Origin of the sequence: Enterobacter cloacae complex sp. 277I4 (assembly GCF_050031465.1) — a bacterium.
In the GTDB taxonomy this organism is placed as follows: domain Bacteria; phylum Pseudomonadota; class Gammaproteobacteria; order Enterobacterales; family Enterobacteriaceae; genus Enterobacter; species Enterobacter cloacae.
Genome location: NZ_JBLGWC010000001.1, coordinates 112416 through 126189, shown reverse-complemented (window position 1 = coordinate 126189; position 13774 = coordinate 112416). Strand labels below are relative to the sequence as shown.

16 protein-coding genes are annotated in these 13774 nt (G+C 54.6%); 9 read left to right on the top strand and 7 right to left on the bottom strand.

The features are described 5' to 3' along the window. The 4 genes from mutM to radC form a co-directional block, all read right to left on the bottom strand. Positions 1-810 carry a bifunctional DNA-formamidopyrimidine glycosylase/DNA-(apurinic or apyrimidinic site) lyase gene (mutM, locus tag ACQG19_RS00625; protein WP_246932265.1) on the bottom strand — a complete coding sequence of 270 codons (810 nt, stop codon included), beginning with the start codon at positions 808-810 and terminating at the stop codon, positions 1-3. A 74-nt stretch (positions 811-884) separates the two neighbouring features. Beyond that, a complete protein-coding gene (gene rpmG / locus ACQG19_RS00620) occupies positions 885-1052 on the bottom strand; it encodes a 50S ribosomal protein L33 (RefSeq protein WP_013094893.1) in 168 nt (55 codons plus the stop codon). Between the two features lie 22 nt (positions 1053-1074). Beyond that, the gene (gene rpmB / locus ACQG19_RS00615; RefSeq protein WP_002436699.1) at positions 1075-1311 is read right to left on the bottom strand and encodes a 50S ribosomal protein L28; all 237 of its coding nucleotides are present in this window, start codon (positions 1309-1311) and stop codon (positions 1075-1077) included. A gap of 217 nt (positions 1312-1528) precedes the next feature. Beyond that, positions 1529-2197, bottom strand: a complete 669-nt coding sequence (radC, locus tag ACQG19_RS00610) for a RadC family protein (RefSeq protein ID WP_013094892.1) — start codon at positions 2195-2197, stop codon at positions 1529-1531. A gap of 185 nt (positions 2198-2382) precedes the next feature. Between radC and coaBC the strand changes: the two genes are divergently transcribed. From coaBC to slmA, 3 genes are all read left to right on the top strand, one after another. Then, positions 2383-3594 (top strand): bifunctional phosphopantothenoylcysteine decarboxylase/phosphopantothenate--cysteine ligase CoaBC, encoded by a 1212-nt coding sequence (gene coaBC / locus ACQG19_RS00605; protein WP_246932301.1) that lies wholly within the window; start codon positions 2383-2385, stop codon positions 3592-3594. Next, on the top strand, positions 3572-4030 hold the full coding sequence (dut, locus tag ACQG19_RS00600; protein ID WP_015570042.1) for a dUTP diphosphatase: 459 nt from the start codon (positions 3572-3574) through the stop codon (positions 4028-4030). Before coaBC ends, dut begins: the two co-directional genes overlap by 23 nt. A gap of 120 nt (positions 4031-4150) precedes the next feature. Next, positions 4151-4747, top strand: a complete 597-nt coding sequence (gene slmA, locus ACQG19_RS00595; protein ID WP_013094890.1) for a nucleoid occlusion factor SlmA — start codon at positions 4151-4153, stop codon at positions 4745-4747. A gap of 83 nt (positions 4748-4830) precedes the next feature. Here the strand turns inward: slmA and pyrE are convergent, their stop codons facing one another. Both pyrE and rph read right to left on the bottom strand, forming a co-directional pair. Next, positions 4831-5472 carry an orotate phosphoribosyltransferase gene (gene pyrE, locus ACQG19_RS00590; protein WP_013094889.1) on the bottom strand — a complete coding sequence of 214 codons (642 nt, stop codon included), beginning with the start codon at positions 5470-5472 and terminating at the stop codon, positions 4831-4833. A 67-nt stretch (positions 5473-5539) separates the two neighbouring features. Then, positions 5540-6256, bottom strand: coding sequence for a ribonuclease PH (rph, locus tag ACQG19_RS00585; protein WP_013094888.1), 717 nt, complete (start codon positions 6254-6256; stop codon positions 5540-5542). Positions 6257-6381: 125 nt separating this feature from the next. Here rph and ACQG19_RS00580 point away from each other — a divergent pair, with 125 nt between their 5' ends. Both ACQG19_RS00580 and ACQG19_RS00575 read left to right on the top strand, forming a co-directional pair. Further along, complete coding sequence (locus tag ACQG19_RS00580) at positions 6382-7245, top strand: YicC/YloC family endoribonuclease (protein WP_013094887.1); 864 nt, start codon at positions 6382-6384, stop codon at positions 7243-7245. Positions 7246-7450: 205 nt separating this feature from the next. Then, the gene (locus tag ACQG19_RS00575; RefSeq protein WP_246932267.1) at positions 7451-8068 is read left to right on the top strand and encodes a trimeric intracellular cation channel family protein; all 618 of its coding nucleotides are present in this window, start codon (positions 7451-7453) and stop codon (positions 8066-8068) included. A gap of 2 nt (positions 8069-8070) precedes the next feature. On the opposite strand, the gene ligB is transcribed toward ACQG19_RS00575, so the two are convergent. Beyond that, entirely contained in the window at positions 8071-9741 is a 1671-nt protein-coding gene (gene ligB / locus ACQG19_RS00570; protein ID WP_013094885.1) for an NAD-dependent DNA ligase LigB, read from the bottom strand. A 251-nt stretch (positions 9742-9992) separates the two neighbouring features. On the opposite strand from ligB, the gene gmk reads away from it, so the two are divergent. From gmk to trmH, 4 genes are read left to right on the top strand one after another with little or no spacing between them, the layout of a single operon-like run. Next, on the top strand, positions 9993-10616 hold the full coding sequence (gene gmk / locus ACQG19_RS00565; protein WP_013094883.1) for a guanylate kinase: 624 nt from the start codon (positions 9993-9995) through the stop codon (positions 10614-10616). Between the two features lie 54 nt (positions 10617-10670). Continuing rightward, positions 10671-10946 (top strand): DNA-directed RNA polymerase subunit omega, encoded by a 276-nt coding sequence (rpoZ, locus tag ACQG19_RS00560; protein ID WP_000135058.1) that lies wholly within the window; start codon positions 10671-10673, stop codon positions 10944-10946. Positions 10947-10965: 19 nt separating this feature from the next. Next, entirely contained in the window at positions 10966-13080 is a 2115-nt protein-coding gene (spoT, locus tag ACQG19_RS00555) for a bifunctional GTP diphosphokinase/guanosine-3',5'-bis pyrophosphate 3'-pyrophosphohydrolase (protein ID WP_013094882.1), read from the top strand. Positions 13081-13084: 4 nt separating this feature from the next. After that, positions 13085-13774: a tRNA (guanosine(18)-2'-O)-methyltransferase TrmH gene (gene trmH / locus ACQG19_RS00550; protein WP_020686483.1), complete on the top strand. Its 690-nt coding sequence runs from the start codon at positions 13085-13087 to the stop codon at positions 13772-13774.

Below are 13774 nucleotides of genomic sequence, written 5' to 3'. Positions count from 1 at the left end.
CTATTTCTGGCACTGACGGCAATAGAATGTGGCGCGCTGGGCATGCTTTGTTGCGATGATCGGCGTTCCACACACCCTGCACGGATCGCCTTTGCGGCCATACACCTGCAGCTCCTGAGCAAAATAGCCTGGCTTACCATCGCTTTGCAGGAAGTCCTTCAGCGTCGTTCCCCCCTGCTCAATTGAGCGAAGCAGCACCGCTTTAATCACCCGCACCAGCAGCTCACACTCCTGCGCCGACAGCGAAGAGGCCAACCGATCGGGATGGATCCCGGCTGCAAACAGCGATTCGCTGGCATAGATATTCCCCACGCCGACCACCAGCTTGTTATCCATCAGCCAGGGTTTAATCGGGGTTTTCTTTTTCGCACACTTCGCTTTCAGGTATTCCGCGTTAAACGCTTCTGAAAGCGGCTCTGGCCCCAGATGTGCCAGTACGCTATGTCCTTCCAGTTCTTTGGTCCACAACCATGCGCCAAAGCGGCGGGGATCGGTATAACGCAACACTTTGCCGTTACTCATCACCAGATCGACATGGTCATGCTTTTCCGCAGGCAGCTCTTCAGTGAGGATCCGCAGGCTGCCGGACATGCCAAGATGGATGATGATCCAGCCATCGGGCAGCTCCAGGAGCAGATATTTCGCGCGGCGCTGGACGCTGAGGATCGGTTTATCGCTTAACGCATGGATCTCATCAGAAACCGGCCAACGGAGGCGGCCGTTACGCACGGTAGCATGAAGAATAGTCGCGCCGACCAGATGCGGCTCAATACCGCGGCGGCTGGTCTCCACCTCAGGTAATTCAGGCATGATTCCTCCGTAGTAAGATGCAGAATGCAAAAAACCCCGCAGTTGCGGGGTTTTTCAATACAAGAAGGCTAAAATTATTTGATTTTAGCTTCTTTGTACATTACGTGCTGGCGTACAACTGGATCGAATTTTTTCAGTTCCAGTTTTTCCGGCTTAGTACGTTTGTTCTTCGTGGTGGTGTAGAAGTGACCTGTACCAGCAGAAGAAACCAGCTTGATTTTCTCGCGAATACCTTTAGCCATGATTTATTTCCTCTTTAAGTACTTAGTACTTTTCGCCACGGGCACGCAGTTCAGACAGAACTGTATCGATGCCTTTCTTATCAATTACACGCATACCTTTAGCAGATACGCGCAGGGTGACAAAACGCTTCTCGCTCTCAACCCAGAAACGGTGAGAGTGCAGGTTCGGCAGGAAACGGCGTTTAGTCGCGTTCAGTGCGTGGGAACGGTTGTTACCGGTCACCGGACGCTTGCCAGTAACTTGGCAGACTCGGGACATGTCTATTCTCCAAAAATCAAATTAGCTCGAGCTTCGTATGGGGTATCGGCGCCTCGTCAGGCTTTACAGCCCGGTCATCGCATAGTTCTATTGAACTCTCGATTGCCAGGCCCAAATGCCAAACCCGAGATTCTCAAAGGTGGCGTAGTATACGCTGACTCGGCGGTGTGCTCAAGTCCCGAACAGACAAAGATCCCGATGGATCGCGAGAAATAGCCTAAATCCAGCCATGTTCTGCAAAAGAAAGGTACTCTCCGCGGCCAATTATCAGATGGTCCAGCACACGAATGTCCATGAATTGACAGCATTTGACAATGCGGTCGGTGATCTCTTTGTCAGCTCTGCTTGGTTCTGCACAGCCAGAAGGGTGATTATGCGCGAGTATCACGCCGGCTGCATTCAATTTTATTGCTTCGCGCACAATTTCACGCGGATGAACCTCTACATGGCTTAGCGTGCCCGAGAAAAGGTGGCTATGCTTGAGCACCCGGTTCCGGTTATCGAGAAAGATCACCATAAAGATCTCGCGTTCAATATCGGTTAACTGACTTTGCAGAAACTCGCGCGTCATCGCAGGAGTCAGTATCGGGTCCTCTTCCTGCATACGAACACACTGAAAACGGCGGGCCAGTTCGGCAATCCCCTTGAGCTGGGCATATTTCGCCACACCGATACCCTCCACATGCGCAAACTCCGCCAGTTCCGCCGTCATCAAACCGTAGAGTGAACCAAAATGGCCTATCAGATCTTTTGCCAGCGTAAAGACCGTTTTGCCCGGCGTACCGGTGCGCAAAAAAAGCGCCAGCAGTTCTTCATCCTTTAGCAAGGTGACGCCATAGCGCAGCAATTTTTCGCGCGGCAAGAGCAGTTCATCCTCGTCTTCCATGCTTTTTCTCCATGCTTTTTCTCCCTATTTTTTGCCCATCTTGCCATAGGCTACTCAGGTACCTGACTCTCGCGTCTCGTTCTTGCGTAACGCCTCGCAAAGTGACCGAAGGACAAGATCACCCCGTTTTTGGGATTGTGATAAAATGCCCGCTCTCTGGTGAAACCCAACAGGAAAGAATCATGATGAGCCTGGCCGGTAAAAAAATCGTTCTTGGCGTTAGCGGCGGCATTGCAGCCTATAAAACGCCGGAACTGGTGCGCCGTCTGCGCGAGCGCGGGGCCGACGTACGGGTCGCGATAACCGAAGGCGGAAAAGCCTTTATTACTCCTCTGAGCCTGCAGGCCGTTTCAGGATACCCGGTATCTGACAGCCTGCTTGACCCTGCCGCAGAAGCCGCGATGGGCCATATTGAGCTTGGGAAATGGGCAGACCTGGTTATCCTTGCCCCCGCCACGGCCGATTTAATTGCCCGCGTTGCCGCCGGGATGGCGAACGATCTGGTTTCGACCATTTGTCTGGCTACGCCCGCCCCTGTTGCCGTTGTGCCGGCCATGAATCAGCAGATGTATCGCAATTCCGCGACCCAGCATAATCTACAGACGCTGGCTTCGCGCGGCCTGCTGATCTGGGGGCCGGACAGCGGGAGCCAGGCCTGTGGCGATGTCGGCCCAGGCCGTATGCTTGATCCATTGACTATTGTCGATATGGCCGCGGCCCATTTTTCGCCTGTCAACGACCTGCAACATCTCAACATCATGATTACAGCCGGCCCAACGCGCGAGCCGCTGGATCCGGTACGTTACATTACCAACCACAGCTCCGGTAAAATGGGCTTTGCGATTGCGGCCGCAGCGGCGAAACGCGGCGCGAACGTCACGCTGGTCAGTGGCCCGGTCTCGTTACCTACGCCGCCTTTTGTGCAGCGTATTGATGTCACCACCGCGCTGGAAATGGAGGCCGCGGTACAGGCCCATGCGCAAAACCAGCAGATTTTTATCGGTTGTGCTGCCGTCGCGGACTACCGCGCAGAGACCATTTCCGATGCCAAAATCAAAAAGCAAGGCGATGAATTAACACTAAAAATGGTGAAAAACCCGGATATCGTTGCTGGCGTCGCCGCGCTGAAAACCCATCGTCCTTACGTTGTTGGGTTTGCCGCAGAAACAAATAATGTGGAAGAATATGCCCGGCAAAAACGTACCCGCAAAAACCTCGATTTGATTTGCGCGAATGACGTATCGCTGGCCACGCAAGGATTTAACAGCGACAGCAACGCACTGCACCTTTTCTGGCAGGATGGAGATAAAATCTTACCGCTTGAGCGCAAGGAACTCCTGGGCCAACAATTACTGGACGAGATCGTTACCCGTTATGATGAAAAAAATCGACGTTAAGATTCTGGACCCGCGTGTTGGCGAGCAATTCCCGCTGCCAACCTATGCCACCTCCGGCTCTGCCGGTCTTGACCTGCGCGCCTGTCTCGATGACGCCGTAGAACTGGCTCCGGGTGCGACTACCCTGATCCCAACGGGCCTGGCGATTCACATTGCTGACCCTTCACTGGCGGCGGTGATCCTGCCACGTTCAGGCCTGGGTCATAAGCATGGTGTCGTGCTGGGTAACCTGGTCGGCCTGATCGACTCTGACTACCAGGGCCAGCTGATGGTCTCCGTCTGGAACCGGGGTCAGGACAGCTTCACCATTGAACCGGGCGAGCGTATCGCGCAGATGGTCTTTGTACCTGTGGTGCAGGCAGAATTTAACCTGGTGGCAGACTTTGATGCCACCGACCGTGGCGAAGGCGGCTTCGGCCATTCCGGGCGCAAATAACCGCCCGACAGACACGCATCTCACAGCGCCATAATGTCATAACAAACCGCAAACGCCAGTTTGCGGTCGCTGTGTGGATGCCAGCCTGACAAGTGCTTATTTTCAGGGGTATTTTGCAACATGGCAGAAAAACAAACCGCGAAAAGGAACCGTCGCGAAGAAATACTTCAATCTCTGGCTCTGATGCTTGAATCCAGCGATGGCAGTCAACGCATCACCACCGCAAAACTGGCCGCCTCTGTAGGCGTGTCTGAAGCGGCGCTGTACCGTCATTTCCCGAGCAAAACCCGGATGTTCGACAGCCTGATCGAGTTTATCGAAGACAGTCTGATCACGCGCATCAACCTGATTCTGAAAGACGAAAAAGACACCACTGCGCGTCTGCGTCTGATTGTGCAATTGATTCTGGGATTTGGAGAACGTAACCCGGGCCTGACCCGTATTCTGACTGGCCATGCGCTGATGTTTGAGCAGGACAGACTGCAGGGTCGCATCAACCAGCTTTTCGAACGTATTGAAGCGCAGCTGCGCCAGGTACTGCGCGAAAAGAAAATGCGTGAAGGCGAAGGTTACAGCACGGATGAAACGCTGCTGGCAAGCCAGATCCTGGCGTTTTGCGAAGGCATGCTCTCCCGTTTTGTACGCAGTGAGTTCAAATACAGCCCAACGGACGATTTCGACGCCCGTTGGCCGTTAGTGGCGGCGCAGTTGCAGTAACGTCGTTGCCGGATGGCGGCTACGCCTTATCCGGCCCACAAATTGCGCAGGCCCGGCAAGCAACGCGTCACCGGGCAATTCCATTATACGCCGAACTCTTCGCGATATGCCCGCACCGCAGCCAGATGATCCGCCATCTCTGGCTTCTCTTCCAGATACGCAATCAGGTCTTTCAGGTTGATGATTGACGTCACTTTGCAGCTGTAATCACGTTCAACTTCCTGAATGGCCGAGATTTCACCACGACCCCGTTCCTGACGGTCCAGAGAAATTAACACGCCAGCCAGCGTCGCGCCGTTGGCCTGGATAATCTCCATGGATTCGCGAATGGCGGTACCCGCGGTGATGACGTCGTCCACCAGCATCACGCGCCCCTGCAGTGGGCTACCAACCAGATTGCCGCCTTCACCGTGGGTTTTGGCCTCTTTACGGTTAAAGCAGTACGGCACGTCGCGGTCATGGTGTTCTGCCAGCGCAACCGCGGTGGTGGTCGCAATCGGAATGCCCTTATAGGCCGGGCCAAACAGCAGGTCGAAATCAATCCCTGAATCCACCAGCGCTTCGGCATAGAAACGGCCTAACAGCGCCAGATCGCGCCCGGTATTGAACAGCCCGGCATTGAAGAAATAGGGGCTCTTGCGCCCGGATTTCAGCGTAAACTCGCCAAACTTGAGGACCTGCTTGTTAAGCGCAAACTCAATAAACTGGCGCTGATACGGTTTCATGGATTCGCTCCTTTGTCTTTTCTGTCTTACAGGCAAAAAAAAGGCGACTCATTGGTCGCCTTTAAAATCAATTTTCTAACGCCGCTTTCTGCGTCGTTACAATAGATTCAATTCCCCCTCGGGCCAGAGCCAGCAAGGTGAGAAGTTCTTCGTGGGTAAACGGTTCGCCTTCTGCGGTGCCCTGCACCTCAATGATACGTCCGTCTTCGGTCATCACCACGTTCATGTCAGTTTCGGCAGCGGAGTCTTCTACGTATTCCAGATCGCAAAGCGCTTCACCGTTAACGATACCGACGGACACCGCGGCAACCATCCCTTTCATTGGGTTTGTTTTCAGCTTACCGGCCGCAACCAGTTTATTCAGGGCATCCGCCAGCGCCACACAGGCACCTGTAATCGATGCGGTACGCGTGCCACCGTCAGCCTGAATGACGTCGCAGTCCAGAGTAATGGTGAATTCGCCCAGCGTTTTCAGATCAACAGCGGCGCGCAGCGCACGCGCGATGAGGCGCTGAATTTCCATGGTACGGCCGCCCTGCTTACCCTTTGCCGCTTCACGGGCATTACGGGTATGCGTTGCACGCGGCAGCATGCCGTATTCAGCCGTGATCCAGCCCTGGCCCTGACCTTTCAGGAAGCGCGGAACGCCTTCTTCAATGGAAGCCGTGCACAGCACTTTGGTGTCACCAAACTCAACCAGAACGGAGCCTTCAGCGTGTTTTGTATAGTTACGGGTCAGGGTGACGGGACGCACCTGATTGGCGCTACGACCTGCTGGACGCATGATGAATTCTCCGGCTTGAAACGAATGTGGCTGCGCATTATACGGATAAAGGACGCTTATTCCTATCCTGAGAAGCCCCTGAAAGCTATAATCCCCCCATCTCTCCTTTAAAAACGGGAATATCTATGATCCGCAGTATGACCGCCTACGCCCGGCGTGAAATCAAGGGTAGCTGGGGTAGCGCTACCTGGGAAATGCGTTCGGTAAACCAGCGCTATCTGGAAACCTATTTCCGTATGCCGGAGCAGTTCCGCAGCCTTGAGCCTGTGGTGCGTGAGCGTATCCGTACGCGTCTGACGCGCGGCAAAGTGGAATGTAACCTGCGTTTTGAGCCGGATGCCAGCGCGCAGGGCGAACTGATCCTCAACGAAAAACTGGCAAAACAGCTCGTCAATGCGGCGAACTGGGTCAAAATGCAAAGCGACGAAGGCGAAATTAATCCGGTTGATATTCTGCGCTGGCCTGGCGTCATGGCTGCCGGAGAGCAGGATCTGGATGCAATTGCCGCTGAAATCCTTGCCGCCCTCGACAGCACGCTCGATGACTTTATCGTTGCTCGCGAAACCGAAGGCCAGGCGCTGAAAGCGATGATTGAACAGCGCCTTGAAGGCGTCAGCGCCGAAGTGGCAAAAGTACGTACCCATATGCCGGAAGTGCTGCAGTGGCAGCGCGAGCGTCTGGTTGCCAAACTGGAAGAAGCGGAAGTTCAGCTGGAAAATAACCGTCTGGAACAAGAGCTGGTATTGATGGCGCAGCGCGTTGACGTGGCCGAAGAGCTGGACCGTCTGGAAGCACACGTTAAAGAGACCTACAACATTCTGAAGAAGAAAGAAGCCGTTGGTCGTCGTCTCGACTTTATGATGCAGGAGTTCAACCGCGAGTCGAATACCCTGGCGTCTAAATCAATCAATGCCGACGTAACGAATTCCGCCATTGAGCTCAAGGTACTGATTGAGCAGATGCGCGAGCAGATCCAGAATATTGAGTAATACTATTCGGGTGGCGTCGACCGACGTCACCCATTACTATTTCTAATCCATTTTAACCCGTCTTTTCTCGCTTTGCCGCCACCAATCAACCTTCTCCACTATGGGTTGATAAAATTTTATAGGGCAAACCCGCTCACTTTAGAAAATCTCAATCGTGATCGTGCGCACAAAACGTTAACCTTCCCGGCTTCACACCGGAGGTTATATGCTGCTTCACACTCTTTATCTCATTGGCATTACTGCAGAAGCCATGACTGGCGCGCTTGCAGCCGGTCGTCGCCGAATGGATACCTTCGGCGTAATCATTATTGCCACAGCGACCGCACTGGGCGGCGGTTCCGTGCGCGATATTCTGCTGGGCCATTACCCACTGGGCTGGGTGAAAAACCCCGAATACGTGATTATTGTGGCGACCGCCGCCGTAGTAACCACCATTGTCGCGCCCGTTATGACCCATCTGCGTCGCCTGTTTTTGGTGCTTGATGCGCTCGGGCTGATTGTCTTTTCTATCATTGGCGCACAATTCGCACTCGATATGGGCGAAGGGCCAGTTATCGCCACCATTGCCGCCGTGGTGACCGGGGTGTTTGGAGGCGTGCTGCGCGATATGTTCTGCAAACGTATTCCTCTGGTCTTTCAAAAAGAGCTGTATGCCGGCATCTCCTTCGCGGCAGCGGTGCTCTATATTGCCCTGCAGCATTATGTTTCGAACCATGATGTGGTGGTCATCTCCACGCTGCTGTTCGGCTTTACGGCCCGCATGCTGGCATTGCGACTGAAGCTCGGCCTGCCGGTGTTTCACTACAAACACAGCGCTCACTAAGTTCAGAATCCCTTGATGTGCTGTTCAGCCAGCCACTTTGCCAGCACATCCACCTCCGGCGCGTGGAGCCAGTTAACGATTTGCCGCGCTTTCTCCTCTCCGGTCCCCGGCAAGGTCTGCCAGTCCATAGCGCTACGCTGGTGCATGGTCTGCCATGATAGCTCTCCGGCGGCTTTCAGGGTCGCCTGAGCCAGCGGAACCCCCATCGCCATGATCCAACGAATAAAAGGACGCTCGCGCACCAGATTAAACTGATGCCAGAGCGCCAGTCCGCGTGCAGCCGAAAACCCCGGCGTGGTTTGCAGCTGTGCCTGGGTTAACAACAGCCATGAGAAAATATGTTCAAAGCGATGTGCCTGCCAGAGCGCCCGCCAGCCTGACTCGCCTAAACCGGCAATATCCAGCCCTTGCTTAGAACTGAGCCACGTCAGCCGGGCAAAGAACTGCTCCATACATTCCGGTGAAGCGTAAAAACAGCTGAGAGAATGGTACTGCGGGACTGGAGGTTCTGGTTTTTGCCGGTCGGTCCCTCGCCAGACGACTTTGTCGAATCGGGGGATCCCCTGTCCGGCCAGGCTTACCTGGATCTGATCGCCCGGCGCGATATCCAGCCTTTGCCAGCGGCCAACGGACCCGAGGCTAACCCGCTGCACCTGTTTATCATCCAGCCGTACTGGCTCCAGCCCCGCCACAACGGCAATTTTCCCCGTTCGGCCCACAGTGAAGTGTATATCCCGTACTTCAGCAACCTGCGCGACAGGGGGATATTTCCAAGCAACAACCCAACTGCCCTCTCCTGGCAGCCAGTTTTCACCCGGCAGTTCATCCGCCGAGCGAACCACAATGCCGTCCGTGGCAAAGGGTAATGCTGCGGTGTGCCACGCTGAGCGCTGCTTTTCGACGGCCTCAATATGCTCTACGGGCAAGGTATAGCGCGCCGTCAGGGTAAACCCCGCGTCAGACAGTTCCGCCAGTGCGGTTTTCATCTCTTTTGGCCCGTCTGGCCAGGCCCAGATGAATACCCCAACCTCTCTCAAAAACGCGTTATCCTGCTGGCGCATCATCGCACCTGCAACTTTTGCGCGTGCATTCATTCCGCCCATCTGCTGCTGAATGTGGTTTTCACGCTGCCAAAAAAGCTCCCCCTGTAACACGCTGTTTGCCAGCGCGCCGTAAAGGTGTTGTGGCACCGACGGTATTAAACGCACCTGCGATGTCCAGTCTTCACCTTTTAGCCCATCGCCACGGCTAATGGCCTGAGCCAATGTTCCCCCCCGATACACCAGCGTTACCGCTACACCGTCAACTTTGGGTTGCATCCAGAGATTGCGCCGGGCATGCATCCACTGGCCAAGCTCTTCTTTACTGCTCACCTTATGAACCCCTGTATGGGCGACAGGGTGTTTGATACGTCCCGTCAGGGCGGGAAGTGCTGCGTCAGGTGATGCATGCCCAAAACAGTGCTGCCACTGTTTTAACCGCCCGTTGAGCTGGTCATACACTTCATCGTTCACTTCGCTGATACCCTGCTGCCAGTAGGCGTCATCCCAGCGTTTGATTTGCGCACTTAACGTCGCAATCTCTTTCTCCGCCCTCGCCTGAGACCACACCGGGCACACCGCCGCCGCAGAACCACACCACAACAGCATGAAGCCGCTTATCCATCGCCACATCGCTACCCCTCCTTTACGTTGCTGGAGGTATAACCCGGCGACGAAAAACACGCTAATGGCAACATGGCGCTTTGCGAGGCGCTATCCAGAGTGAATTTATGTTGCTGCAAAACACAGGTAAAACCTGAAAACGACACGCAAAACGCAATAATCCAGGGGAAAAAGTGTGACAAAGGCTACGTCACACAGCGGCGACGTGTATAATAAGCCCGTATGTAGGACTTCTTCGTTAACACATACAAAAGACTCTCATGGCTCAAGGCACGCTTTATATTGTTTCTGCCCCTAGTGGCGCGGGTAAATCCAGCCTTATTCAGGCACTGTTAAAAACCCAACCGTTGTATGACACTCAGGTTTCTGTTTCACACACCACGCGTAAACCGCGTCCGGGTGAAGTGCACGGTGAACACTATTTCTTTGTCGATCACGACGAATTTAAAGCGATGATTGGCCGAGATGCGTTTCTTGAACACGCAGAAGTTTTCGGGAACTACTACGGTACTTCGCGTGAAACCATTGAGCAGGTTCTGGCAACCGGCGTGAATGTGTTCCTGGATATCGACTGGCAGGGCGCACAGCAAATTCGCAAGAAAATGCCTGATTCGCGCAGTATCTTTATTTTACCGCCGTCGAAAGATGAGCTGGATCGCCGCCTGCGTGGCCGCGGTCAGGACAGCGAAGAGGTCATTGCAAAGCGTATGGAACAGGCAGTTGCAGAAATGAGCCATTACGCCGAATATGATTACCTTATTGTGAATGATGATTTTGATGCCGCACTGAGCGATCTCAAAACCATCCTTCGCGCAGAACGTCTGCGTATGAGCCGCCAGAAGCAGCGACATGACGCATTAATCACCAAACTGTTGGCAGACTGAACCCACTTTCAGTATTATGCCCAGTCATTTCTTCACCTGTGGAGCATTTTAAGTATGGCACGCGTAACTGTTCAGGACGCTGTAGAGAAAATTGGTAACCGTTTTGACCTGGTGCTGGTCGCCGCGCGTCGCGCTCGTCAGATGCAGGTAGGCGGAAAAGATCCGCTGGTACCGGAAGAAAACGATAAAACCACCGTAATTGCACTTCGCGAAATCGAAGAAGGTCTGATCAACAACCAGATCCTCGACGTACGTGAGCGCCAGGAGCAGCAAGAGCAGGAAGCCGCAGAACTGCAGGCCGTAACCGCCATTGCTGAAGGTCGTCGTTAATTAAACCTGCGGGTCGCCCTTGTATCTGTTTGAAAGCCTGAATCAACTGATTCAAACCTACCTGCCTGAAGACCAGATTAAGCGTCTTCAGCAGGCTTATCTCGTTGCACGTGACGCTCACGAGGGCCAGACACGTTCAAGCGGTGAACCCTATATCACGCACCCGGTAGCGGTGGCCTGTATTCTGGCCGAGATGAAACTCGACTATGAAACGCTGATGGCCGCTCTGCTGCACGACGTGATCGAAGATACCCCTGCCACTTACCAGGATATGGAACAGCTGTTTGGCAAAAGCGTTGCCGAACTGGTGGAAGGGGTGTCCAAGCTTGATAAGCTGAACTTCCGCGACAAGAAAGAGGCGCAAGCCGAAAACTTTCGCAAGATGATTATGGCGATGGTGCAGGATATCCGCGTCATTCTCATCAAACTCGCTGACCGTACCCACAACATGCGCACGCTGGGCTCACTCCGCCCGGACAAACGTCGCCGCATTGCCCGTGAAACCCTCGAAATCTACAGTCCGCTGGCGCACCGTTTAGGTATCCATCACATTAAAACCGAGCTGGAAGAGCTGGGTTTTGAAGCGTTGTACCCGAACCGCTATCGCGTCATTAAAGAGGTGGTGAAAGCCGCCCGCGGTAACCGTAAAGAGATGATTCAAAAGATCCTCTCGGAAATTGAAGGACGTTTACAGGAAGCGGGCATTCCCTGCCGCGTGAGCGGTCGCGAAAAACACCTGTACTCTATTTACTGCAAAATGGTGCTCAAAGAGCAGCGTTTTCACTCGATCATGGATATTTACGCGTTCCGCGTGATCGTCCACGATGCCGACACCTGCTATCGCGTTCTGGGGCAGATGCACAGCCTCTACAAGCCGCGTCCTGGGCGCATGAAAGATTACATCGCCATTCCAAAAGCGAACGGCTATCAATCTTTGCATACCTCGATGATCGGCCCGCACGGCGTCCCTGTTGAAGTGCAGATCCGCACCGAAGACATGGACCAGATGGCGGAGATGGGTGTCGCCGCACACTGGGCCTATAAAGAGCACGGTGGTGAAAGCAGCACTACGGCACAAATCCGCGCCCAGCGCTGGATGCAGAGCCTGCTGGAGCTGCAGCAGAGTGCGGGTAGCTCGTTTGAATTTATCGAGAGCGTAAAATCCGATCTCTTCCCGGATGAGATTTACGTTTTCACGCCTGAAGGGCGTATTGTCGAACTGCCTGCGGGCGCGACCCCGGTCGACTTCGCGTATGCCGTGCATACCGATATCGGCCACGCCTGCGTAGGCGCACGCGTTGACAGACAGCCTTATCCGCTGTCTCAACCGCTCGCCAGCGGCCAGACAGTCGAAATCATCACCGCACCGGGCGCACGTCCAAACGCGGCCTGGCTGAACTTTGTTGTGAGCTCCAAAGCGCGCGCCAAAATCCGTCAGCTGCTGAAAAACCTCAAGCGTGATGACTCCGTCAGCCTTGGGCGTCGTCTGCTCAACCATGCGTTGGGTGGCAGCCGTAAGCTGGCAGAGATCCCACCAGAACATATCCAGCGTGAACTCGACCGGATGAAGCTCACCTCTCTGGACGATCTGCTGGCGGAAATTGGGCTGGGTAACGCCATGAGCGTCGTGGTGGCCAAAAATCTGCAGCAGGGCGAAGCAATACCTTCCGCACCTGGCGCATCCGGCCACGCGCATCTGCCGATCAAAGGCGCGGACGGGGTGCTTATCACCTTTGCGAAGTGTTGCCGTCCAATTCCTGGCGATCCGATTATTGCGCACGTCAGCCCGGGCAAAGGGCTGGTTATCCACCATGAATCTTGTCGTAACATCCGCGGCTATCAAAAAGAGGCGGAGAAGTTTATGGCGGTCGAGTGGGATAAAGAGACGGCGCAGGAATTTATCACCGAAATTAAGGTGGATATGTTCAACCACCAGGGTGCCCTGGCGAACCTGACGGCAGCGATCAACACGGCTTCTTCCAACATTCAGAGCCTGAATACGGAAGAAAAAGATGGCCGCGTGTACAGCGCCTTTATTCGTCTGACCGCCCGCGACCGCGTGCATCTGGCAAATATTATGCGCAAGATCCGCGTCATGCCGGACGTCATTAAAGTCACCCGAAACCGAAACTAGTTTTATGAATGCACAACGTTATGCACGTATCTGCGAAATGCTCGCCAGGCGTCAGCCTGATCTGACGGTCTGCATGGAGCAGGTCCATAAACCTCATAACGTCTCTGCCATTGTCCGTACCGCAGACGCCGTCGGCGTGCATGAAGTGCACGCCGTCTGGCCCGGTGCCCGCATGCGCACCATGGCGTCGACAGCCGCAGGCAGTAACAGCTGGGTGTCCGTCAAAACCCATCAGACCATCGGAGAAGCCGTATCGCACCTGAAAGGTCGCGGTATGCAGATTCTTGCCACCAACCTGTCTGCCAAAGCGGTCGATTTCCGCGAGATCGACTACACCCGCCCGACCTGTATTTTGATGGGTCAGGAGAAAACCGGGATCACTCAGGAAGCGCTGGATCTGGCGGATCAGGACATCATCATCCCCATGATCGGCATGGTGCAGTCCCTGAATGTCTCTGTGGCCTCCGCGCTCATTCTGTATGAAGCCCAGCGCCAGCGTCAGAACGCCGGGATGTACGAGCGCAGCAACAGCATGCTGCCGGAAGACGAACAGCAGCGCCTGCTGTTTGAAGGCGGTTATCCGGTGCTGGCTCGTGTTGCGAAGCAGAAAAAATTGCCTTACCCCCACGTCAACGCGCAGGGCGAAATTGAAGCCGATGCCGGGTGGTGGGCCACCATGCAGTACGCAGGGTAA

Coding starts and splice junctions, on each gene's coding strand:
- ligB (WP_013094885.1), bottom strand. CDS start 9,741: ATGTGGCGATGGATAAGCGGCTTCATGCTGTTGTGGTGTGGTTCTGCG.
- rph (WP_013094888.1), bottom strand. CDS start 6,256: ATGCGTCCAGCAGGTCGTAGCGCCAATCAGGTGCGTCCCGTCACCCTG.
- ACQG19_RS00575 (WP_246932267.1), top strand. CDS start 7,451: ATGCTGCTTCACACTCTTTATCTCATTGGCATTACTGCAGAAGCCATG.
- pyrE (WP_013094889.1), bottom strand. CDS start 5,472: ATGAAACCGTATCAGCGCCAGTTTATTGAGTTTGCGCTTAACAAGCAG.
- rpoZ (WP_000135058.1), top strand. CDS start 10,671: ATGGCACGCGTAACTGTTCAGGACGCTGTAGAGAAAATTGGTAACCGT.
- rpmB (WP_002436699.1), bottom strand. CDS start 1,311: ATGTCCCGAGTCTGCCAAGTTACTGGCAAGCGTCCGGTGACCGGTAAC.
- coaBC (WP_246932301.1), top strand. CDS start 2,383: ATGAGCCTGGCCGGTAAAAAAATCGTTCTTGGCGTTAGCGGCGGCATT.
- ACQG19_RS00580 (WP_013094887.1), top strand. CDS start 6,382: ATGATCCGCAGTATGACCGCCTACGCCCGGCGTGAAATCAAGGGTAGC.
- rpmG (WP_013094893.1), bottom strand. CDS start 1,052: ATGGCTAAAGGTATTCGCGAGAAAATCAAGCTGGTTTCTTCTGCTGGT.
- dut (WP_015570042.1), top strand. CDS start 3,572: ATGATGAAAAAAATCGACGTTAAGATTCTGGACCCGCGTGTTGGCGAG.
- mutM (WP_246932265.1), bottom strand. CDS start 810: ATGCCTGAATTACCTGAGGTGGAGACCAGCCGCCGCGGTATTGAGCCG.
- slmA (WP_013094890.1), top strand. CDS start 4,151: ATGGCAGAAAAACAAACCGCGAAAAGGAACCGTCGCGAAGAAATACTT.
- gmk (WP_013094883.1), top strand. CDS start 9,993: ATGGCTCAAGGCACGCTTTATATTGTTTCTGCCCCTAGTGGCGCGGGT.
- trmH (WP_020686483.1), top strand. CDS start 13,085: ATGAATGCACAACGTTATGCACGTATCTGCGAAATGCTCGCCAGGCGT.
- radC (WP_013094892.1), bottom strand. CDS start 2,197: ATGGAAGACGAGGATGAACTGCTCTTGCCGCGCGAAAAATTGCTGCGC.